At 58.2% G+C, this 21,758-nt stretch carries 23 protein-coding genes; 8 read left to right on the forward strand and 15 right to left on the reverse strand.

The features are described 5' to 3' along the window. Nucleotides 1–37: 37 nt before the first annotated feature. From IB254_RS21640 to IB254_RS21675, 8 genes are all read right to left on the reverse strand, one after another. Nucleotides 38–3,337 (reverse strand): transporter substrate-binding domain-containing protein, encoded by a 3,300-nt coding sequence (locus IB254_RS21640; protein ID WP_192419347.1) that lies wholly within the window; start codon nucleotides 3,335–3,337, stop codon nucleotides 38–40. A gap of 8 nt (nucleotides 3,338–3,345) precedes the next feature. Further along, the gene (locus IB254_RS21645) at nucleotides 3,346–3,972 is read right to left on the reverse strand and encodes a response regulator transcription factor (protein WP_008030344.1); all 627 of its coding nucleotides are present in this window, start codon (nucleotides 3,970–3,972) and stop codon (nucleotides 3,346–3,348) included. Nucleotides 3,973–4,222: 250 nt separating this feature from the next. Next, entirely contained in the window at nucleotides 4,223–4,615 is a 393-nt protein-coding gene (locus IB254_RS21650; protein WP_192419349.1) for a response regulator, read from the reverse strand. 175 nt (nucleotides 4,616–4,790) lie between these two features. Continuing rightward, on the reverse strand, nucleotides 4,791–6,119 hold the full coding sequence (locus IB254_RS21655; RefSeq protein WP_192419352.1) for a deoxyguanosinetriphosphate triphosphohydrolase: 1,329 nt from the start codon (nucleotides 6,117–6,119) through the stop codon (nucleotides 4,791–4,793). Between the two features lie 69 nt (nucleotides 6,120–6,188). Continuing rightward, nucleotides 6,189–7,352 (reverse strand): EAL domain-containing protein, encoded by a 1,164-nt coding sequence (locus IB254_RS21660; RefSeq protein WP_192419354.1) that lies wholly within the window; start codon nucleotides 7,350–7,352, stop codon nucleotides 6,189–6,191. A 124-nt stretch (nucleotides 7,353–7,476) separates the two neighbouring features. After that, nucleotides 7,477–7,818: a hypothetical protein gene (locus tag IB254_RS21665; RefSeq protein ID WP_008044376.1), complete on the reverse strand. Its 342-nt coding sequence runs from the start codon at nucleotides 7,816–7,818 to the stop codon at nucleotides 7,477–7,479. Beyond that, a complete protein-coding gene (locus tag IB254_RS21670; protein WP_192227863.1) occupies nucleotides 7,815–8,204 on the reverse strand; it encodes a phage holin family protein in 390 nt (129 codons plus the stop codon). The genes IB254_RS21665 and IB254_RS21670 overlap by 4 nt, the downstream gene beginning before the upstream one ends. Nucleotides 8,205–8,206: 2 nt before the next feature. After that, on the reverse strand, nucleotides 8,207–8,521 hold the full coding sequence (locus IB254_RS21675) for a DUF883 family protein (protein ID WP_008030332.1): 315 nt from the start codon (nucleotides 8,519–8,521) through the stop codon (nucleotides 8,207–8,209). A gap of 305 nt (nucleotides 8,522–8,826) precedes the next feature. Here IB254_RS21675 and IB254_RS21680 point away from each other — a divergent pair, with 305 nt between their 5' ends. Next, on the forward strand, nucleotides 8,827–10,035 hold the full coding sequence (locus tag IB254_RS21680) for an ammonium transporter (protein ID WP_192227862.1): 1,209 nt from the start codon (nucleotides 8,827–8,829) through the stop codon (nucleotides 10,033–10,035). A gap of 1 nt (nucleotide 10,036) precedes the next feature. Here IB254_RS21680 and IB254_RS21685 read toward each other — a convergent pair whose 3' ends face one another. Further along, nucleotides 10,037–11,749, reverse strand: a complete 1,713-nt coding sequence (locus IB254_RS21685) for a cation:proton antiporter (RefSeq protein ID WP_192419356.1) — start codon at nucleotides 11,747–11,749, stop codon at nucleotides 10,037–10,039. 211 nt (nucleotides 11,750–11,960) lie between these two features. Here IB254_RS21685 and IB254_RS21690 point away from each other — a divergent pair, with 211 nt between their 5' ends. The 3 genes from IB254_RS21690 to IB254_RS21700 all read left to right on the forward strand — a co-directional run bounded on the left by IB254_RS21690 (nucleotide 11,961) and on the right by IB254_RS21700 (nucleotide 13,645). After that, complete coding sequence (locus tag IB254_RS21690) at nucleotides 11,961–12,197, forward strand: glutaredoxin family protein (protein WP_008030325.1); 237 nt, start codon at nucleotides 11,961–11,963, stop codon at nucleotides 12,195–12,197. Between the two features lie 165 nt (nucleotides 12,198–12,362). After that, complete coding sequence (locus tag IB254_RS21695) at nucleotides 12,363–12,683, forward strand: hypothetical protein (protein ID WP_008030323.1); 321 nt, start codon at nucleotides 12,363–12,365, stop codon at nucleotides 12,681–12,683. A 71-nt stretch (nucleotides 12,684–12,754) separates the two neighbouring features. Further along, the gene (locus IB254_RS21700) at nucleotides 12,755–13,645 is read left to right on the forward strand and encodes a pseudouridine synthase (protein ID WP_032828803.1); all 891 of its coding nucleotides are present in this window, start codon (nucleotides 12,755–12,757) and stop codon (nucleotides 13,643–13,645) included. Nucleotides 13,646–13,715: 70 nt separating this feature from the next. On the opposite strand, the gene IB254_RS21705 is transcribed toward IB254_RS21700, so the two are convergent. Together IB254_RS21705 and mobA are read right to left on the reverse strand one after the other, a co-directional pair. Further along, on the reverse strand, nucleotides 13,716–13,937 hold the full coding sequence (locus tag IB254_RS21705) for a YgdI/YgdR family lipoprotein (RefSeq protein WP_008030318.1): 222 nt from the start codon (nucleotides 13,935–13,937) through the stop codon (nucleotides 13,716–13,718). A gap of 76 nt (nucleotides 13,938–14,013) precedes the next feature. Next, on the reverse strand, nucleotides 14,014–14,616 hold the full coding sequence (gene mobA / locus IB254_RS21710; protein ID WP_192419358.1) for a molybdenum cofactor guanylyltransferase MobA: 603 nt from the start codon (nucleotides 14,614–14,616) through the stop codon (nucleotides 14,014–14,016). A gap of 81 nt (nucleotides 14,617–14,697) precedes the next feature. Here mobA and moaB point away from each other — a divergent pair, with 81 nt between their 5' ends. Together moaB and glp are read left to right on the forward strand one after the other, a co-directional pair. Then, entirely contained in the window at nucleotides 14,698–15,237 is a 540-nt protein-coding gene (moaB, locus tag IB254_RS21715; protein ID WP_008030315.1) for a molybdenum cofactor biosynthesis protein B, read from the forward strand. Nucleotides 15,238–15,259: 22 nt separating this feature from the next. Next, the gene (gene glp, locus IB254_RS21720; protein ID WP_192419360.1) at nucleotides 15,260–16,447 is read left to right on the forward strand and encodes a gephyrin-like molybdotransferase Glp; all 1,188 of its coding nucleotides are present in this window, start codon (nucleotides 15,260–15,262) and stop codon (nucleotides 16,445–16,447) included. 66 nt (nucleotides 16,448–16,513) lie between these two features. Here the strand turns inward: glp and IB254_RS21725 are convergent, their stop codons facing one another. After that, nucleotides 16,514–16,822: a hypothetical protein gene (locus tag IB254_RS21725; RefSeq protein ID WP_192419361.1), complete on the reverse strand. Its 309-nt coding sequence runs from the start codon at nucleotides 16,820–16,822 to the stop codon at nucleotides 16,514–16,516. 228 nt (nucleotides 16,823–17,050) lie between these two features. On the opposite strand from IB254_RS21725, the gene yegS reads away from it, so the two are divergent. After that, nucleotides 17,051–17,968, forward strand: coding sequence for a lipid kinase YegS (gene yegS / locus IB254_RS21730; protein ID WP_192419433.1), 918 nt, complete (start codon nucleotides 17,051–17,053; stop codon nucleotides 17,966–17,968). Here the strand turns inward: yegS and IB254_RS21735 are convergent. From IB254_RS21735 to IB254_RS21745, 3 genes are all read right to left on the reverse strand, one after another. Further along, nucleotides 17,952–18,611: a response regulator transcription factor gene (locus IB254_RS21735; RefSeq protein WP_192419362.1), complete on the reverse strand. Its 660-nt coding sequence runs from the start codon at nucleotides 18,609–18,611 to the stop codon at nucleotides 17,952–17,954. The genes yegS and IB254_RS21735 overlap by 17 nt on opposite strands. Further along, nucleotides 18,608–19,501 (reverse strand): sensor histidine kinase, encoded by an 894-nt coding sequence (locus tag IB254_RS21740; RefSeq protein WP_192227965.1) that lies wholly within the window; start codon nucleotides 19,499–19,501, stop codon nucleotides 18,608–18,610. Before IB254_RS21740 ends, IB254_RS21735 begins: the two co-directional genes overlap by 4 nt. Nucleotides 19,502–19,846: 345 nt before the next feature. Then, a complete protein-coding gene (locus tag IB254_RS21745) occupies nucleotides 19,847–20,317 on the reverse strand; it encodes a hypothetical protein (RefSeq protein WP_008030299.1) in 471 nt (156 codons plus the stop codon). A 463-nt stretch (nucleotides 20,318–20,780) separates the two neighbouring features. Between IB254_RS21745 and IB254_RS21750 the strand changes: the two genes are divergently transcribed. Further along, on the forward strand, nucleotides 20,781–21,716 hold the full coding sequence (locus IB254_RS21750; RefSeq protein ID WP_008044401.1) for a chemotaxis protein CheV: 936 nt from the start codon (nucleotides 20,781–20,783) through the stop codon (nucleotides 21,714–21,716). Nucleotides 21,717–21,758 lie beyond the last annotated feature (42 nt).

The raw sequence follows: 21,758 nt of genomic DNA on the forward strand, positions 1-21,758 counted from the left end.
CATGATGTTTAACACACTGCTCAGCGACCAAGCATAGTTAAGGCTCCGTCATTCTGCTTTTGTCGTTTTGTCCAATTTGTTGCTGCAATGCCTGTTCCAGTTCAAGCATGGCGCGCTCCATGGCTTTGCAGCATTGCGCCACTTCTTCGTGATGGAAGACGCCATGGCAGACCTGCTCAAGCGCCTCGCAGCTGTCCATCAAACGGGTGGCCTGGACAATGCGCGCGGCGCCCTTGATTTTGTGGGCGACGTCGAGAAAAGCCCGCGGATCTTTTGACCGGGATAATGCCCGCAGCGCTTGCAGGTCCTGGCGGTTACTGCTCTGCAGCTCGGTCAACAATCGCCTGTCCATCACTGGATTGCCACCGGTCAACAGGTGCAGCCCTTGCAGGCTGAAGGCTGGATCGCGAACGGGCGGTTTGATGCCGGCCACCCATTCGCTCAACGCGGTCAGCGTCAGTGGTTTGAACAGGCAATCGTCCATCCCGGCTTGTTTGCAGCGCAGTAGTTCTTCGGGCTGTGCGTTGGCGGTGAAGCCGAGCACGGTGCAGGGCGGTCGTTTCGAATGCTGTTCATGGCGGCGAATGGCGCGGGTCAGCTCGTATCCGTTCATGACCGGCATGTTGGAATCGACAATCACCAGATCGAACAGCCCGTTTTTCCACGTATCCAGTCCTGCTTCGCCGTCTTCTGCGACGCTGAATCGATGCCCCAGAAACTCCAGTTGCTGACACATCAGCAAGCGATTGGCCGGGTGATCGTCGACCACCAGAACGTTCAAGGGCGTCGTCGTGTGGATGGGCACTTCGGCGGCTTTCGGCACCTGTGCGACGGGCACTGTGGCCAGGTGCAGCGAAACCTGAACCTGCGTGCCTACCCCCGGCTGGCTGCTCAAATGCAGGCTGCCGCCCATCATTTCGCACAGGCTTCGGCTGATCACCAGGCCCAATCCGGCGCCGCCTCTGCCGGCCTGCCCGTGGTCATTGGCCTGGGCGAAAGGTTCGAACAGCCGTTGCTGATCCTGTTCGCTGATACCGATGCCGCTGTCCTCAACCAGCAACAGCATCCGGATGTGCCCGGGCTCGCTGCACTGGAGCAACTCAACAGTGATTCTGACCTCGCCTTGCTCGGTGAACTTAATGGCGTTGCTGACCAGATTCGATAGCACCTGCTTGAAGCGCATCGGGTCCAGCAGGACACCGACGGGCGGGTTGGCCGGGTTGAACTCAAGCCGCAGATCGAGGTTTTTCTGGCGGGCCAGCCCATCGAAGATCCTTGCCACCGAGCCGATGATTTCAAGCGGATTGACGCGTTGCGGGCTCAGGCTCAAGCGCCCGGATTCGATGCGGGCGATGTCGAGAATGTCCCCGATCAGTGCCAGCAGGTCCTTCGCCGAGTTGTACGCCACGTCGATGGCCGGGCGATCCGGGTGGTTGCGATCGATCCGCCTCAGCGTCAGTTCGAGCATGCCGATGACGGCATTCATCGGGGTGCGGATCTCATGGCTCATGGTCGCCAGGAACGTGCTTTTAGCCCGGTTGGCTTCATCGGCACGATCTTTCGCACAACGCAGCTCGTCGAACAGCTGCCGCCGTTCACGCAATTGATCGTTCAACGCACGCTCAGCCGCCTGACGTTGTTTGATCTGACGACGCATGTAAGCGTTCCACGCAGCGGAAATCAGCAGCAGTACGCCGGCTCCGATAACGATCTGATAGAACAATCGCTGGTAGTTGCGCCAGGTACTTTGCGACGACGCCGAATAGCCACGCCAGCGGCTGTTGATGATGCCGAGTTCTTCCGGCGCGATGCTCAGCAGCGCCTTGTTGAGGATGGCGTTGAGTTCTTTGGCGTCTTGCCCGGTCGCCAGGGCGAACGCGGCCTGGCGGGTGCCGATGGTGGTGCTGATCTGAAGCGTGTGTTCAAAGAGACGCGATGACATGAAGTAGTTGGCGATCACCAGAGAGTTCACCGCACCTTCCGCCTTGCCTTCGGCGAGCAACTCAACCGCGCTGAACGTGTCTGGCGTCTCTATGAGCTTGATCCGCGGGAACTCGCGGCGCAGGTAATCCACCAGTGGGTTGCCTTGGGCGATGGTCAGGCGCTTGCCTTGCAGTTGCTCAAGGTTGGTCGGGCTGTCGGCGGCTTTGCGCGTCAGCAACACAAAGGAGTTTTGCAGATAGGGACGAGTGAAGTTCAGGATCGTTTCACGTTCATCGCTGGGGAGCAGGGCAGCAATCACGTCGGCCTGATGGTCTTTGATCTGTCTGATCATCTCGTCATCGCTTCGGCTGCGTCGGATGTCGAAGCGCAGGCCGGTACGCAATCTGATCAGTTCGAGCAGGTCTGCGGTAACGCCGCGAAAGTTGCCATCGCTGTCGAAAAACGTCAGCGGCGCATAGGCTTCATTGACCACCACGCGCACCACCGGGTGTTGCGCGAGCCAGCGTTCTTCGAGGTGGGTGAGCTGCAGTTTCTGGTCGGTGAGCAGGATGTCGCTGCCGGCACTCCAGCGTTCGGCAATGTTTTCCCGCTCGCTGGCGGGGATGGCCATGAGCATCGCGTTGATGATTGCGAGCAGTTCCGGGTTGTCTTTGTGCACGGCAAAACTGAAACCATGGGCTTCGTGTTTGCCGAAGTTGGCCATGCGGATATTGTTCAGGTAACCCTTGTTGATCATGTAGTGGGTCGAGATGGTGTCGCCGAGGAAGACGTCAGCCTGGTCGAAAGCTACGGCATTGATTGCATTCTGGTAGGACGGATAAGACGTGATGATGGCTTTGGGATACAGGGCCCGGACTTCCTCCAGCGGCAAATAGTGATACACCATGCTCAACCGCAGACCGGCGAGGCCGTCGGTCAGGGATCGGGTTTCTCCTTCCCGTGTCACCAGAACCGGCTGGTCCACGGCGTAGGGGGTTGAAAGCACAATATCGGCGTTGTGAGCCTCAAAGCCATTGGCGGTGCCGAGCAGATCGACCTCGCCTTTTTCGAGCGCCTTGATCGCAGCCCCTCGGGAGGGAAAGCGCTGCACCTTGATCGGCAAACCGATGGCCTTGCCGAGGAGGCCCGCATAATCGGCGGTGAAACCTTCGTAATCCTGGCCGCTGACGGTCAGGTCGAAAGGTGGGTAGTCCGGTGCTGACGTGCCGAGAATCAGTTGCCGTTTACCGGTGATCCATTGTTGTTGTGCTTGATCCAGTTGGACGTCCAGGTGTCCGGCCGTTGAGCGACTGAGCAGGTTGTAGTGCTCGCTGGCAGGCTGTGCGGCAAGCACCGAAGAGGTCAGGCATACGGCGGCCATGAGTAGCAGATAATCCTTTATGCGACTGGGCATCCTGTGTCTCACACCAATGCGTTACGTTTTGCCATCTCGATGAGTTCAACCAGGGATTTGGCTCTGAGTTTTTGCATGAGTCTTTTTTTGTAGGTGCTCACAGTCTTGTTGCTCAGAAACATGCCTTTGGCAATTTCCTTGTTGGTGCGGCCCTGGGCAAAAAGTTGCAACACCATCAGCTCTCGGTCGTTGACTGACTTGAACAATTCCAGTTCTGCACAGCGCACCTCATCGCCGCGAACAGGATTCAGTGCCTGGCTCGGGAAGTAGTTGTAACCGGACAATACTGCTTTGATAGCACTCACCAGTTCACTCAGGTCTTCCTGTTTGCATACATAACCTGAAGCACCGGACTGCATGCAGCGAATACCGAAAAGTGTCGGGCATTGTGCAGTTAATACCAATGTTTTCAGGGGGGTACTCATCGCGTTGAAGCGGGCGAGAACTTCGAGGCCATCCAGTTTCGGGATACTGATATCGAGAATGACCAGGTCGGGCATGCATTCGCGAACCATCTGCATGGCATCGACCCCATTGTCGGTTTCGCCGACGACTTTGTAGCCTTCGTGCTCCAGCAACATTCGGACGGCGAGACGGATGACGGGGTGATCGTCGACAATAAAAACGGAGTTCATAATCAAATCCCATACGAGCTCTAATAAAGCGCGCACCTTAGCTCAGATAGTTGAGGGGACGCATGAACTGACGGACCTCAAGCAGCAATATAGGAATAATCCTACAAATGAATAGGAAAGGGGCTACGAATCAACTAGGTTTTTAATGAAGATGGCTGGAAGTTGCGTGTGATCAGTCGGTCTGTTGGGAGTTTTTGTTTGTTGTTTTCAAGTTGTGTGTCGATAAGCAATTATCGCACTTGTGCTGTCTTTATAATGAGGTCAAGGTCAATAAGTTTCTGAATTCGGATTGTTTCAAGGGTTTGATCAAATAACCAAGTAAGGGTAGCCCCCGCTCGTTGGCTGTTTTCTCAATTTCATCAAGTTCTGTACAACTCAGGCTGCTTAACAGTATGGCTTGCCTGATCATTCCTCGATGACTGGCGAACTGAACAAGATCAAGTCCGGGAAGGTCGGGCAAACACTGATCGCACAATAGAATGTCGAACGGTTGCACAGCCTTGAGCATTTGCTGCAACGCGCCTTTGGCACTGTCGGTGGTGGTCACTTGAGTGAAGCCGTAACTTTCAAGCAGGTACTGAGTTGCCCTGAGTTGAAAGGGATGATCTTCCACCAGCAGGATGCGCAGGTCGTCTTTGAACATGGAGTTACTCACGCTTCGTCTCTGGGACGCGTGATTATTTCGCGAGTATTCCGAGTAATCGATCAGCTTGCTCGACGTGAGGTGTAGGGCGATTCAGCGAACGTTGAGTGCACTTGGGCGTTGGGAGGCTGATCAGCCATTTCAGGCGGCGTAATGGCTGATCAACCTGCTCTCGTCAGTGGCTCGAACGACCTGTCATCTCCAGGGCCATTTCGCTGGCATAGCTGTCGGTCATGCCGGCGATGAAGTCAATCATGCGCAGGAACGACGTGTGCAATGGCCCGTGAGGGTCTGGCGCGTTGTTACCCAGCAGATCGAGGATGCGACGGCTCTTGAACGAAGGCGCCCGCCCGTTGTGCTGTTCCAGGGCTGCGCCGCAGAAGGCGTTGAGCAGGATTTCCAGCGTGGTATAGGCGCCGATTTCGTGCAGGGTCTTGCGCTTGTCCTGAAAGATTTTCTTGCGCGCCATGTCCTTGGCATTCAGTACGCAACGCTTGGCCGGACCGTGCATGTGCTCCACCAGATCACCGGGCAGTGTACCGGCCAGCAATGCATCCTGTTGCTCGACAAAAGCGCGGGCGGCGGCGTTGGTCAGGTGTTCGATGGCTTTGCCGCGCAGAATCGCCAGTTTGCGTCGGCGCGAATCACGCGGGCCCAGCAGGCGATAGGTTTCCGGCAGATCGTCGCCGACCAGGTCCAGCAACAGGGACTCGACTTCGGTGTACTCCAGCAACTCCATTTCCAGACCGTCTTCCAGATCGATCAGCGCGTAGCAGATGTCATCGGCGGCCTCCATCAGATAGACCAGCGGATGGCGGGCCCAGCGCTGCTCTTCGAGTTGCGGCAGGCCGAGTTTATGAGCGATCTGCTCCAGCAGCGGCAGCTCACTCTGATAGCAGCCGAATTTGTGCTTCTTGTAACCCAGCGAATCGGCGTGCATGGCCGTCCATGGGTATTTCAGATAAGTGCCCAGCGTGGCGTAGGTCAGCCGGGTGCCGCCATCGAACTGATGGTACTCAAGCTGCGTGAGTACCCGGAAACCCTGGGCGTTGCCTTCGAAGTTGAGGAAGTCATTGCGTTCGGCTTCGCTCATTGCATCCAGCCAGCCGCGGCCGGCAGCCTGTTGGAACCAGTGACGGATCGCGTCTTCGCCGGAGTGGCCGAAGGGCGGATTGCCGATGTCGTGGGCCAGGCAAGCGGATTGCACCACCATGCCCAGGTCACTGGGTTCGCACCAGTCGGGCAGGGCGCTGCGGATGGTTTCACCGACACGCATGCCCAGCGAGCGGCCGACGCAACTGACTTCCAGCGAGTGGGTCAGGCGCGTGTGGATGTGATCGTTGCTGGTGACCGGATGGACCTGGGTCTTGCGTCCGAGGCGGCGAAACGCTCCCGAGAAAATGATGCGGTCGTGGTCTTTGTGGAAAGGGCTGCGGCCGAGTTCTTCCGGGCTGTGCAGCGGCTTTCCGAGGCGTTCGCGGGTAAGCAGGGTTTGCCAATCCAAGGCTGATTCTCTCCGTCAGGTGACTGATGCCTTAAGCTTCCCGGTTCGCGTCAGGACCTGCAAGCGGAACTACAGCCCCGCAGCGTCGATGTCGATGAGCAGCAGTCGCTCGCCGTTGGCGAAAAATTGCCCGGCGGTGAGGCAGTACTGGTTGCTGGTGGCGTCGCGGTAAGTGTTGGAAAGCGTCAGTCGGCGCTCATCCCAACCCTCCGCCAGCAAATGATAAAAGTACGGACGCCATGACCAGTTGTGGCCCAGGTAGCGATCGTCGGCTTCCCAGCCGCTGTTGCGCCATTCGAGGTTGGGTGTCAGTTGGGTGCCATGGCGGTCGCATTGATAGAAACGCAAGAGCCAGGGAAAGGCGTCCAATTGTGGCAACGCGCTCAGCGGCGCGCGGGCCTGGGCCCAGGCTTGCAGAATCGCCATCAGCTCGCAAAGTTGCTGGCGCATGCTCATCAGGCGACCGCGCTCAGTCAGTTTTTGCTGTACATAGCGCTGACGCAGCTGGGCGAAGCGCTCGACGAAGGCGTCGGTGGCGAAGAAGTCTGCTTGCGCGCGGGCAAACAGAAAACCCTGCACATAACGCGATCCGCACTCCAGGGCAAAATTCAGTTGAGCGTCGGTTTCCACCCCTTCGGCAATGATCCAGCACCCGGTTTTCTCCGCCATTTGCGCCAGGGCCTTGACCACGTCGCTGCTGGGGCCGCCCAACGCCGCGGCCTGGAACAGTCGCATGTCGAGCTTGAGAATGTCCGGTTGCAGGGCCAGCACGCGATCAAGCTGTGAGTAACCGGCACCGAAATCATCGATGGCGATTCGCGCGCCGGCGTGTCGGTATCGCGCCACCACGTCGGCCAGACGCTGGATGTCACCGCCCAGTTCGGTGATCTCGAACACGATTCGCTGCGGGTCGACGCCGTGCCGGCTCAATTGCTTGAGGCTCGGCAGTGCCTGGTCCGCACGCAAGCGACTGATCCAGCGCGGTGACATGTTCAGGCTTAGAAACCACTCCGGGGGCGCTTCATGCAAACGGCTCAGGGCGTTATCGCGGATCTGGCGGTCCAGGCGACGCAGAGCGATGGCGGGTGTTCTCGGGTCGGCGAACAGTGGACCCACCGAGGCCAATTGACCGTCGGCCTGACGCAGTCGGCCCAGTGCTTCGACGCCGGCGATACGGCCGGTGGCGGTATCGATGAACGGCTGAAAGCAGGCGAGCGGTTGCCCGTCGATCACGAGGCCTCCTTAGTAAGGTCTTGTTTTTGGATTAATCCTGATGCCGGGTAGGCGCGCAGGTTTGAACCCCTCGATAAAGAGGTTCATCCCGGAGATGTTGCAAGAATGCAGCCAGCTAGTGGCTTCAGTGTTTGGGCGAGTTGCCTTGCAGGATCAGCTTGATCAGCGGCCCCAGCGTGGTGCCTAGCCGAACCAGTCGAGTCAGGCTGCTGACGCCACCGCTCTTGGCGCCCTTGCCGGTCAAAAAGCCCAGCAGGGTCACGGCCGCTACGCCCCAGAGCGGGGCGTGCTTGATGCCGAAGCCGTCTTGCAGGTTTTGCGTCATCCCGCGCACACGTTGCAAGGGTTGCAGCAGTTGTGCGGATTCATGACGGATTTCCTGGCGATGCATTTCCATACGCAGACGGATCAGCGCCTTGCGCATTTCCGTGCGCGAGCTGTTGTGAGGCAGTTCAGGCAGGCTCATGGCAGCAGGCGCTCCCGATCGTTGGCCAGTTCTTCCAGGGTGCCATTGAAGGGCGAGGACTCATCGAAAATCGCTGCTCTCAAGCGCATCGCGCAGAAGATGGCTGCGAGGGTGTAGAACACGCAGAGCCCGATGATGGCGGGCAGGCGATAGGTGTCCCAAAACAGGATCAACACCAGCGTCGACAACCCCACCAGCAACAGCAAGGCAAACACCAGCGCCAGGCCTGCGAACAGCAACAGGCTGACGGTGCGGGCTTTTTGTTCCTGCAATTCGATGCCGAACAGTTCGACATGGCTGTGCAGCAGTCCAAGGAAAGCGGCACCCAGGCGCCGCGATGAGGAGCTTGGGCCCGTCGCGGACGAGCCGGATTCACCGATCGCCATAATCAGCGCCGTGTTGCCAGCAGACCGATCAGGAAACCCACGCCGGCCGCGATCCCGACCGATTGCCATGGGTTGGCCTGAACATAGTCTTCAGTGGCGGTGACGGCGGCCTTGCCGCGTTCGCGCAGGGAGTCTTCAGTCAGTTTCAAGGTTTCGCGTGCACGCAGCAGGCTGTCGTGGATCTGTTCGCGCAACTCATCCGCCTGATCACCGGCCAATGTGGCGGTGTGTTCCAGCAACCGCTCGGTGTCGCTGACCAGAGTCTGGAAGTCGTTCATCAGGATTTCTTGAGCAGTCTTTGCCTTGATGCTGGCCATTGGTGATCTCCGTAAGTGGCTTCTGTTGCGTTCGAGTATGAGCCTTGCGCGAAGGTTCAGTACAAATGACTGGTACAACTTTTGCTATGTCGTGGTGCGTCAGCCCGCGTGTTTGCGCTGTTGCTGGGCAAGAATCGAGCAAAACCTTATCTCAAATAATGAAACCTCGCGCAAAGGTTCCAACCTTGTGCGCCAAAGTGACTCATCGGGATCAATGGACTGATCCGGCGAAGTTGCAACTTGGTGCATGAATTATCTGCGCGAACTGCTTTGGTGCTTTTTTAGCCTTCAGGTCTGCCAACTCCATGGAAAATCTGCAAAGCGCTGTGGACAGTCTGGTCCATAGCTCCAACACGTTGTTCATTCTGATCGGTGCAGTCATGGTCTTGGCCATGCACGCCGGTTTTGCCTTTCTCGAAGTCGGCACGGTTCGACAGAAGAACCAGGTCAACGCCTTGTCGAAGATCCTCAGCGACTTCGCCATTTCGACCCTTGCCTACTTCTTTATAGGCTATTGGATTTCCTACGGGGTCACCTTCATGCAACCGGCGGCGGTGATCAATGCCGATCATGGCTATGGCCTGGTGAAGTTTTTCTTTCTGCTGACGTTCGCCGCAGCCATACCGGCAATCATTTCCGGCGGCATCGCCGAGCGCGCCCGGTTCGTTCCGCAGTTGTGTGCGACGGCGTTGATCGTGGCGTTCATCTATCCCTTTTTCGAAGGCATGATCTGGAACGGCAACTTTGGCTTGCAGGCCTGGTTGCTGGCGCGCTTTGGTGCCAGCTTCCATGATTTCGCCGGTTCGGTGGTGGTCCATGCCATGGGCGGCTGGCTGGCGCTGGCGGCGGTGTTGTTGCTCGGGCCGAGGCAAGGTCGCTATCGCGAGGGACGACTGGTGGCGTTCGCACCGTCGAGCATTCCCTTCCTGGCCCTGGGCTCGTGGATTCTCATCGTGGGCTGGTTCGGTTTTAACGTGATGAGTGCGCAAACCCTGCAGGGTGTCAGCGGGTTGGTCGCGGTGAACTCGCTGATGGCCATGGTGGGCGGCACCGTGGCAGCGCTGATCGTCGGGCGCAATGACCCCGGCTTTTTGCACAACGGCCCACTGGCCGGGTTGGTGGCGATCTGCGCCGGTTCCGATCTGATGCACCCGGTCGGCGCGCTGGTGACCGGCGCCATCGCCGGGGCGCTGTTTGTCTGGTGCTTTACCGCTGCGCAAGGCAAATGGCACATCGATGACGTATTGGGTGTCTGGCCGTTGCACGGTCTGTGCGGTGTCTGGGGCGGGATCGCCTGTGGCATTTTCGGTCAGAGCGCACTGGGTGGCCTGGGTGGGGTGAGCCTGGTCAGTCAGTTGATCGGAACCTCCCTCGGGGTGGTCGTGGCGCTGGCCGGCGGCTTCACCGTGTATGGCGTGATCAAGGCGTTCCATGGCCTGCGCCTGAGTCAGGAAGAAGAGTATTACGGCGCGGACCTGTCGGTGCACAAGATCGGCGCCGTGAGCCAGGACTGAGTCAGGTTTCTTCATCGTCGGCACCGGGATAAAAACCGTGCAGCAGGCGATAGCGGTCATGCCGTATCTGGTCGGCCCGCTCTTGGACCTGATGCGCGGGTATACCCAGCATGATCAACGCGTGGGAGGCGAGCATCAGGCTCGACTCCAGCAATTCGGGCACGACTTCGCTGGCGCCGGCTGCTTTCAACTCGGCCAGTTGGCTGTCGTCCCGAGTGCGTACCAGGATTGGAACCGTCGAGTTTAATCGGCGCGCCTCCTGGAGAATCAGTAACGCGATATCGGCCTGGTCCACGGCAATCACCAGCAGCCTGGCGCGCGCCAGTCCTACCGCCTGCAGCAGTTCACCGCGTCGTGAGTCGCCATAGTGCACACAGGTTTCACCCACGGCGGCTTCCTGGACACGCACCGGATCGGTGTCCAGCGCGATATAGGGCTGCAGCGCATTGCGCAGCGCTCGCCCGATCGACTGACCGACGCGACCATAGCCACAGATCACCACATGGCTGTGCAGTCCGGCGTTCAGCGCGCTTATTTCGTCGAGCTTCGCTTCTTCGTTGGGCTTGCGGTGCAGACGCGTTGCGATGCGGGGCGCCGAACGCAGCAACAGTGGCGTCAGCAGCATCGAGCAGAAAGTCGCGGCCAGCAGCAGCCCGCCGAGGTCGGCGGGCATCATTTTGTTTTGTTGCATCAGGGCCATCAACGCGAAGCAGAACTCGCCGCCCTGGGCCAAAGCCAGGCCGCTGCGCCAGGCGGTTTCGACATCGCTGCCGCGCCATTTGACCAGCAGCGCGACCACGCAGCCTTTGATCAGCAGCAAACCGAGGGTCAGGCCGAGGATCAGCAGGCCGTGGCTGGCAAACAACTGCAGGTCGATCAACATGCCGATGCTGACGAAAAATACCCCGAGCAGAATGTCGCGGAACGGACGGATATCGGCCTCGATTTGATGACGGTAATGACTTTCCCCCAGCAGCATGCCGGCGAGAAACGCCCCCAGGGCAGGGGAGAGACCGAGCAGGTGAGTCAGCCAGGCGGTCAGCAGCACAATGACCAGTGCCAGCAGCACAAACAGCTCGGCGGAGCGGGCCGCCGCCACTTCATGGAACAGCCGCGGCAGCAACCAGCGACTGGCCATCAACAGCCCAAAGAACAGCACAACGGTCTTGCCGAGCGTCACAGGTAACGCCCAGTACCAGGCCTGATCGCTGTTCCCGGCAAACACCGGCACCAGGGTCAGCAGCAACACCGCCACGACGTCCTGGAACAGCAACACCGCAATGGCGTTCTGGCCGTGGCTGCTGAAAATCTCGCCGAGACTGCCCAGCTCCTTGCTGACAATGGCGGTGGACGACAGCGACAGACCGGCACCGAGCAGCAGTGCAGGGGTTACCGACATGCCGAGCAACATCAGCACCCCCCCAAGCAGTGTCGCGGTGACCAGTACTTGCAGGCCGCCCAGCCGGAAAACCACGTGGCGCAACGCGAGCATTTTCGTCAGGGAAAACTCCAGCCCGAGGGAGAACAGCAGGAACACCACGCCCAGCTCGGCGAGGTCGGGCAACTCCTCGCTTTCATTGACCCAGTTGAACGCGGTCGGTCCGATCATCAACCCCACGCACAAATAGCCCAGCACCGGTGGCAGGCGAAGGCGCTGGAACAGTGCAATCACCACCAGAGAGGAGGCGAGGATGATCAAAAGGTTGGCGAACACAAAAAAACTCCGGTCAAGGTGCGAGTTACTCAAGCGTAGAGGCAAAAAAAGCCGCGAGCATCGCGCAAGTGACATTGAGCTTGAGTGATTTGAGTCAGGGAGTTGCCGAAAACTTTGGAAATTCGCCGTTGCCCAGGCGCCTGAGTCATTGGCTCGACTGCTTCCCATAGCGGGCCTAGAATAAACGCTCACTTTACCGGGTTGTGTGCTCATGCCTCCTGAATGTCAGCTTTTCGGCACCCTTGGGTGCCATCTTTGTGAAGTGGCCGAAGCCATGCTGATGGAATTTGTCGAGCGCGGTCTGCTGGTCGAGCTGGTGGATATCGCAGAGAACGAATCATGGTTCGAAGCTTACAGTTTGCGCATTCCGGTGTTACGGCGAGTCGACACCGGCGCTGAGCTGGGTTGGCCATTCAGTGCCGACCAGGTCGTGGCGTTCCTGCGCTGACCTCGACATTTTTCTCGATTCCCATCTGTCGCTGTTCTCGTTTCGGTCATTGGCGAAATACAGGTTATTCGGTTACTGTATGTGCATACAGTTATTCCGGTCACCTGTCGTGTTCTCTTTATTGCGGATTCAGGCAGGCGATCCTGGAAGTCAGAGGGATGAATCTTGGTCAATGTCGAACAGTTGAAGAACAGCGTGAACCGGATGTCGGTGGACGTAGTGCGTGAGGCCGTCCACGAGTTGCGTCTGGATGGTCTGGTCACGGAAGGAAAAACGCCGTTCAACAAGCTGCATTTCAATACCTGTTTCGCTGAAATCGAAGCACTGTTCCAGCGCGCGGGTTATCACCGGCAGCTGGACGTCGTGGGCTATCAGGGCTTGTTGTACGCACTTTACGATCCGGGTCGCTGGGAGGCGGTCGATGTGTTGCGCTGGCTCAAGGAGTTCACTGAAGCGGCGGCGCGCACGCAGTCGATTCCGGCCTGAGGATTCTCTGCTAGGTTCGGTCCGGCCTCTGTTGGATAATGCCGCCCTGCATTGAGGGTCAGAACTTCCGTATGTCCACTTCATCTTTTTCTGCTGCGCACAGCCAGGCCAGTACGCTCTACTTGCCGCCTGGCCCGTGGCAGACCGTACTTGAATGCCTGTGCGAGCACTTCAGTGCCATCGGTCGCGAGCAATGGCTGGACCGAATCGCCCGTGGTCGCGTACTCGATGGGCACGGTGCGCCAATCGCCCTTGATCTTCCTTACAAGGAAGGCCTGCGGATCCACTACTTTCGGGAAGTGCCGGACGAAAAGCCGATCCCTGTGGTCGAGTCGATTCTGTACGCGGACGAGCACCTGGTGGTGGCTGACAAGCCGCATTTCCTGCCTGTGACGCCAGCGGGTGAATATGTCGAGCAGACGCTGCTTCGACGGTTGATCCGTCGGCTGGATAACCCGCACCTGGTGCCGTTGCATCGCATTGATCGGCATACGGCGGGGCTGGTGCTGTTTTCAGCCAATCCTCAGAGCCGTTCCGCGTATCAGTCGTTGTTTCCAACGCGGCAGATCGAAAAGCGCTACGAGGCTATTGCCAGGGCATTGCCGGAACTGACCTTTCCCTTGGTCCACAAGAGTCGGCTCGTTGATGGCGAGCCTTTCTTTCGTATGCAAGAGGGGCCGGGCGCCAGCAATACCGAGACGGCCGTCGAGGTCAGGGAGAAAAACGGCGATCTCTGGCGATATGCGCTTTACCCGGTGACAGGCAAGAAGCATCAGTTGCGGGTGCACATGACGGCTTTGGGGGCCAGCATCTGCAATGACCCGTTCTATCCGCAAGTGCTCAAGGATGTCGAAGACGACTATGCCAATCCGTTGAAGTTGCTCGCACAAGGGCTTCGGTTTGTGGACCCGGTCACGGGTGAGGAAAGAGACTTCGAAAGCGCTATCACCCTGCAATGGTGATGGCCGTTCTTCAGCCACGAAAAAGCCCGCATAAAGCGGGCTTTTCTGTATCTGGTCGGTGCCGCAAAGATTACAGCTCTTTGACGGTACGAACTTGATCCTTGTTGACGCGGGTTTGTTTGCCGTCCAACTGTTCAAATTCGTAGAAACCCGATTCCTTATCGTATTTTGGCGAGTCGACAGCCTGGATTTCGCGACCGTCATTCAAGGTGATCACTGCAGGCGATGCGCAACCGGCAAGGGTAGCGAGGCCGAGTGCGAGCATGAAAGCGGCGAGGGTCCGTTGAGTCATGAGTGTGTCTCCGAGTATGAATTCTTTTGGTAACTGAGCTTGAGACGTTCGCGACACGTGCAAGTTCATTCTCGTGTCAGTCTGACACAGTGTTGTGGGCACTTAACAGTTCCGGTGTATTGAGGTTGGCCAGGCGAGGATCGTTGTCGGGGCATTGCAGCGCCGTGGCGCTCAGTTTGCGCATGAGGCGCCCCGGGCTGCGTTCGCCGTCATTCCAGGCACTTTCGAACGCTTCTCGCAGGGCAACCGGAATGATGCACAGCAAGGGTTCCCAGTGTCCGTCATGGCGCAGCATCAGCGGTTTGTCCGGATGCTCGCTGGCGGTTTCGCGCATGCTGTGGAGCAGCGCGGCATCGATGCGCGGTACGTCACAAGGCAATACCAGTAGATATGCATGACGAGCGGCCTTCAGGCCTGCACGCATGCCAGCCAACGGACCGGGGAAATCGCCTTCGTCGTCATGGACCAACAGGTCGGCGTAGGGCGCATACTTTTCCAGATTCCTGTTGCAGGAGATGATCAGGTCATCGCTCAACGGACGGGTCTTGCGATGCAAATGCGCGATCAGTGGCTCGCCGTGCCATTCGATCAGCCCTTTGTCCTGGCCGCCCATGCGTTGGCCGCGCCCCCCTGCCAGGAGCAGAATGGAACAGGGTGGTAAATGTGTATTCGAGGTCATGGCAGGTCTCCATGGGGGCGGCGAAAAAAGGAGGCGCTGTGATATAACACCGGGCTGTTTCTCCTACAACTGGACGAGCCTATGAAAGCCAAGGCTGATGTACCTTTCGCACCGCTCAACATCGCGGTGCTGACTGTCAGCGATACCCGTACTCTGGAAACCGACACGTCAGGCCAGGTCTTCGTTGACCGCTTGATCGCTGCTGGCCATAACCTGGCCTCTCGGGTTCTGCTCAAAGATGACCTCTACAAAATCCGTGCGCAAGTCGCTAACTGGATTGCCGACGATGTGGTGCAGGTTGTCCTGATCACGGGTGGTACGGGATTCACCGGGCGCGACAGCACGCCCGAAGCGGTGAGCTGCCTGCTGGACAAGCAGGTCGATGGATTTGGCGAGCTTTTCCGGCAGATATCGGTGGCGGATATTGGCTCCTCCACTGTTCAGTCCCGCGCCTTGGCCGGTTTGGCCAATGGCACGCTGGTCTGCTGCTTGCCCGGCTCGACCAACGCTGTGCGAACCGGTTGGGACGGTATTCTCGCTGAGCAACTGGATTCGCGGCACCGCCCATGCAATTTCGTGCCTCATCTGAAACAGGCGCAGCCCTGTGAATCCCGTGGGTAAGCCAGGCAAGACAGGCAGCCTGATGGCTGTCGAAGTCGCACTGGCGCGCTTACTGGAAATGGCTGAAACCACGCCGATTCGTGAGCGTGAGCGCCTGCCCCTGGCGCAGGTTGAGGGTCGTGTTCTGGCCGATGACCTGATCTCGACGCTTGATCTTCCTCCGTGGCCCAACAGTGCAATGGATGGTTATGCGTTGCGCGCAGCCGACTGGACGGGAGAGCCGTTGGTGGTCAGCCAGAAGATTTTTGCAGGCAACGCTCCGCCGCCTTTGAAGCCCGGCACCTGTGCGCGAATCTTCACCGGTGCGCCGGTTCCTGCTGGGGCCGACTGCGTCGAGATGCAGGAAAACGCTGAAATCCAGGCGGATGAACGAGTCCGTTTCACCGAAGCCCTTGCGCCAGGACAAAACATCCGGCCACAAGGCCAGGAAACCACCGTCGGTGAACTGATTCTGCCTGCCGGCACGCGGCTTGGGCCAATTGAGCAGGGATTGGCTGCTTCACTGGGATGCGCAGAGCTGGAGGTGATTCGCAAAGTTCGCGTCGCCGTTTTGTCCACCGGTGATGAATTGGTTGAGCCGGGTAAGCCGCTGGGACCTGGCCAGATCTACAACAGCAATCGTGTGTTGCTCTGCAGCTGGTTGCAGCGATTGGGTTGTGAGGTGATCGACGCCGGTATTCTTCCAGACGACCTCGAGACCACTCGTGCCCGTCTTGCCAGTTTGGCAAGCGTCGATCTGATCCTCTCGACCGGTGGCGTATCGGTGGGTGAGGCGGATTTTCTGGGCATTGCCTTACGGGAGGAGGGCGAGCTGACATTGTGGAAACTCGCTATCAAGCCGGGCAAACCGCTGACCTTCGGACATTTCCGTGGGGTTCCGGTCATTGGTTTACCCGGTAACCCGGCGTCGACCCTGGTGACCTTTGCCTTGTTGGCAAGACCCTACCTATTACGCCGCCAAGGCGTAAAAGTGGTTGAGCCGCTGAAATTTCAGGTGCCGGCAGGGTTTAACTGGTCCAAAGCCGGCAGTCGACGCGAGTACTTGCGTGGACGTCTGGAAAACGGCCGGGCGATCATCTACAAAAATCAGAGTTCAGGTGTACTGCGCAGCGCAGCCTGGGCCGATGGTCTGGTTGAAGTGCTGGAGGATCGCACGCTGATCGAAGGTGACAGCGTGTATTTCATTCCGCTGAGCGAAGTTCTGGGCTGATACCTGCCTCACGCTGGCCACGCAAACCCGGTTGATCGAACCGGGTTTTGCGCTGATGGCTGACGCTTAATGCGCGACGAGTGCCACGACCTGGTCGAAACGACTGTTGGCGATCCAGCCCAGAAGGCCGAGCACCACGGCTGTGCCACCGGCTGAATAGGCAAGCCGGTGTTTGATCGACTTCACGTCACTGCGGACTTCATCCATGTCTCTTCGGATGTATTCGAGGTGAGTTTCCAGTTCGACGACGCGAGGTTCCATTTCGGCTTCTCCAGTGGGTTTTGCGCTGTTATTGAATTCGGCTTGCTGTTTGGCCCGTCTTTCCGCGAGTGGTGCAACCGGGATGCCCGGTAACCTGATGTCATGGCTTTGCATGGTACGTCCCTGTAATTCCTGCTGATGACTGATAAACCGCAGCCACCAAGGTGTACCAATCAAACGGGTGGGTCAATTGAGCCGATTCCTCAGGTTTTGTAAGAAAAAATCCCGCCTTGTAGGACCTCAATTCCGGACTCCTTGAAATAATTCGGTTTCCTGCGACTTTTATGGTGCGCATCGCGGTCAACATCTCCCATACGGAATGCAAACATGGGGGTGATCACAATGAGCGAACGCAAGGCACTGTTGATTCTGCATGGCAAGCAGGCGCTCAACGAGGAGGTTCGTGCGGCGGTCGAGGGCAGGCGCGCACAAGGTTGGGAGTTGGCTGTTCGATTGACCTGGGAGGCCGGCGACGCACGACGCCTGGTGGATGAGGCTCTGGCGGCGGGCTACAGGCAGATCATCGCTGGGGGCGGTGACGGAACGTTGCGTGATATTGCCGAGGCCATGGCTGCGCAGTCGACGCAGGCCAGCCTGGTGCTGATGCCGTTGGGAACCGCCAACGATTTCGCGCGCGCTGCCGGTGTGCCTCTGGAACCCGCCCAAGCCTTGAATCTTCTGGATACTGAACCGTGTGCCATCGACCTGGGAGAGGTCGGCGGGCAGGTGTTTCTGAATATGGCCACGGGCGGTTTCGGCAGTCAGGTCACGGCCAATACCTCAGAGGACTTGAAGAAAGTGCTCGGAGGTGCGGCCTACCTGTTCACGGGGTTGTCACGTTTCAGCGAGTTGCATGCGGCCTATGGCGAGCTGCATGGCCCGGATTTTCAGTGGAGTGGCGAGCTGCTGGCACTGGGCATCGGCAATGGCCGCCAGGCGGGCGGTGGTCACGTGCTGTGCCCGCAGGCGCTGGCGGATGACGGTCTGCTGGATATCAGTATTCTGCCTGCACCGCAGGAAGTGGTGAGTACGTTGAAAAGTTTGCTCTCCGATGGCTTCGGTATCGACAGCATGTTTGTGCGCGCCCGTCTGCCATGGGTCGAGATCAAGGTCTCGGAAGGTCTTTACATCAATCTCGATGGTGAACCACTGGAAGGCGACAGCTTGCGTTTCTCGGCGCGCCCGGCAGCACTGCGGGTTCATTTGCCCGAGGACTCGCCGCTGCTGAGCATTCCGGCAATGATCAATCGTCCAGACTGATGATCTGCTCGCGCACGGCGAACAGCACCAGGCCTGCCACGTCGTAAATCTGCAAGCGCTTCATGATTTGCGAGCGGTGGGTTTCGACCGTCTTGATACTCAAACCCAGGCCATTGGCGATTTCCCGGGTGGATTTTCCGCGAACAATCAGCCGCAGGATTTCCAGCTGACGTGCCGTCAGGTTGTGCGAGTCCGCGGGTTCCTGCTGATGTTTCTGGTTGCGGGTCAGCGCCTGGTTGATGACCGTATGGGCGATGGCCGGGCTCAGGTAGCGCTCGTTGTTGCGCAGGGCTTCCAGGGCATGTTCGAGTTCGGTGGCCGTGGTGTCCTTGAGCAGGTAACCGTGGGCGCCGGATTCCAGAGCCTGCATGATGAGCGCCGGGTCGGTGTGCATCGACAGAATCAGTACCTTGCTTTGCGGGCGTACGCGCTTGAGGCGCTGCAAGGCTTCAAGGCCACCGGTTTCCTTCATGGAAATATCCAGCAGCACGATGTCCGGGGAAAGATGCTCGACCATTTCGAGCAGCTGCGAGCCGTCATTGGCCTCGCCGATGACGGCGTAGCCCGGAATATCCAGCACCAGAGCGCGCACGCCAGCCCTGATAAGCGAGTGGTCATCCACCAGAAGTAAGTTACAAGTCAACGCATAACCTTATTCGTACTGGCCCGTTCGAGCGCACGTGGCGCCCAGGGGAAGAGAGCTTCGATTTGAGTACCTTTGCCCGGTTCGCTGGTGACGGTCAATGTACCGCCCAGTTGATCGATACGTTCCGACATTCCGGCCATTCCGCGCTGGCCCTCACGACCCGGATCCGTCGCCGGCGCGAAACCCAGGCCGTCGTCGCTGATCAACAGCGTCAAGCCTTGAGGCTGGCGTTGCAGGCGGACCAACAGATTTTTCGCCTCGGCGTGGCGCAGTATGTTGGTCACCGCTTCCTGGGTGATTCGAAAGGCGGCCACCGCCATTTCTTCGGGGATGCCGGTCAAGCGTGAATGGCATTCCAGGCTCCAGTTCACCGTCGTATTGCCCAGTGTCTTGAGCAAATGTGCACGCAGACTGGCTTCCAGCCCCAGGCTGGTCAGCTGTCTGGGGTTAAGGATGGCCGATACGTCACGCACTTTGGTCAGGGTTTCTTCCAGCGTGCCGCAGAGCACCGCGCATTGCTCTTGCAGTTCTTCGGGCATTCGGCGTTTGAGCCACTCACTTTGAAGTTTTGCCGCCGTCAATAACTGGCCAATATCGTCATGCAGTTCACGACTGAGCCGGTGACGTTCGTTCTCCTGAACCTTCAATAAACGGTCGGCGAGCTCTTGAGGCTCGAACTTTATCGACTTGCGCGACAGGCGATGCTGCACCCAGACGCACGTCAGCGCTGCAATATTGAGCAGCAGCAGACTTAGCGGCAAGCGTGTGGACAGGCCATAGATCAGCAGGCTGCCGAGCGCCGAGCAGGTACACAACAAAAGCGTGAACCGACGCGCGTTTACTCGGGAGGGGGGCCACATGGTGATTGACTTGAGGCTGGCGTACATAACGGATGGAGCCAATGGATGTTCGCTGCGGGCAGACCGGTCTAATGGACTGACGGGTCTCTGTCTGAGTCACTCTGCCATTAATTGACGTCAACTAATGGTCGGCATAATACCACTTAACATACCGTTGGTCGCGCTCGGTATATATGTCTATACAGTCAGGAAATAAAGGTTTTGGACGATAGTTCCACAATGGAAAAGTTTATCGGCAGGAAGGGAATAGTTACTTGTATCGGGCTGTCGTTGACAGGCATGAAATATTCAATTGCGACATGAGCGTGATCAAGTTACAGAGTGACATCTTGGCAATATGAATACGAACCACGGCGTTATTATCGGGTGAAATTAAGCCTGCCGTTCCGTAAAGGAAACGAGCCGGAACGGTTTGGAATTAACCGGTGGCTGAAACTGGTTTTGCCCGACCTGGTAGGCAAAGGCTTCGATCAATGAGGTTTGTTCACTGTCGTCGAGGCTGAGTTGGCCGGTGGTCTGATCGATCAGTTCGAGTTGCCAGGCCATCAATGTGAAGCAGTCTTTCAACGCATCCAGCGCCTGAGCATGCAGGTCGACGTGGTTTTGGGCATGGTTCAGCAGACCATGAATGTGCAACGAAAACTCCGAAACGGCGACCAGGGCGAGGGCATCGGCCTTGTTGGCCAGCTTGAGCAGGGTACTGAGCATGCATTCGATGGCGTCCTTGTCATTGCTGATCAGTTGCAAATGACTCAGGCACTCCTCGGATTTGGCCAGGAGTGTTTCAGCTTCGGCGAGAAACTCCGGGAACCGCTTGGCCCACTCGTTACGGTCGTTCGGCATGCTTATCTCCACAACGTCATGTCAAATGAGGGAATGTCGTGTGTGTCAGCGAGAATGATCTGCGCCATGGCGTTGCCGTGCCGTCGTGAGATCGCGCTCCAGCCGGGCTGTCTGCAGGCGGAGGAGTTCAAGAGGGTGGATGGCCACTGACCTGCGATCGCACACAAAAGCCTGACTCCGTTCATGCAATGAGAATGGCGTCACATTAATGGCTATTGGATATTGCGAATATCAGGTTGGGCCTGATTGTTACTAGGGGAATCCCTTACGCACGGGAACCTAATGGACGAAACAGGGTCGCGCCGCAGGGAGTGAAGCAGATGAAGTGATGGCGCCAGTAAAGCATGATGTTAATGTGACATCAATGCCTGAGCGTGGCATTTTGCATCGGGGTCAAGGTCCTGAAAAAACAGCCGATAACCCTCTTTAGTGAATTCATCAGAACAAGTACCAGGAGTCATTGATGGCCGGCATTCTCGACACGGTAGACCAACGCACGCAACTGGTGGGTGAGAATCGCCTGGAAATTCTCATGTTCCGCCTGGCTGGGCGGCAATTGTTCGCGATCAACGTTTTCAAAGTGCAGGAAGTGCTGCAACTGCCGAAACTGACCCTGATGCCCCAGCGCCATCCGTTTGTCTGCGGCGTGGTCAACCTGCGTGGCCAGACGTTGCCGGTGATCGACCTGTCCCAGGCCATCGGCATGCGTCCGTTGGTGCCGAGCCCTACCAGCACGATCATCGTCACCGAGTATAACCGCTCCGTGCAGGCTTTCCTGGTTGGCGGCGTGGACCGCATCGTCAACATGAACTGGGAAGCCATTCTGCCGCCGCCTACCAGCGCCGGCCGTCAGCATTACCTGACTGCCATCAGCAAGGTCGATGATCAGTTGGTGGAGATTATCGACGTCGAGAAAGTCCTCGCCGAAATCGTTCCATACAACGCCAAGGTGTCCCGCGACAAACTTGACGATCCAATACTGGAGCGCGCCCGTGGCCGTGAAGTGCTGCTGGTGGACGACTCCAACGTGGCGCTCTCGCAGTTGCGCGACACCCTCGGCCAGTTGGGCGTGAAGATGCACATTGCCAGCGATGGCTTGAAAGCGCTGAACATGCTCAAGGGCTGGGCGGATACCGGCGTGAACATGACGGACAAATTGCTGATGATCTTCACCGACGCCGAGATGCCGGAAATGGACGGCTATCGCCTGACCACCGAGATCCGTAACGATCCGCGTCTGCGCGGCCTCTACGTGGTTCTGCACACCTCGTTGTCCGGCAGTTTCAACGACTCGATGGTCAAGAAGGTCGGCTGTGACAACTTCCTCTCCAAATTCCAGCCGGACAAACTGGTCGATGTGGTGCGTCAGCGCCTGATGCTCGACGAAGTGCCGGCCTGATCACGATACAGTTTCCTGTGGGAACGAGCCTGCTCGCTCCCA

Source organism: Pseudomonas sp. PDM03 (genome assembly GCF_014852385.1).
In the GTDB taxonomy this organism is placed as follows: Bacteria; Pseudomonadota; Gammaproteobacteria; order Pseudomonadales; family Pseudomonadaceae; genus Aquipseudomonas; species Aquipseudomonas migulae.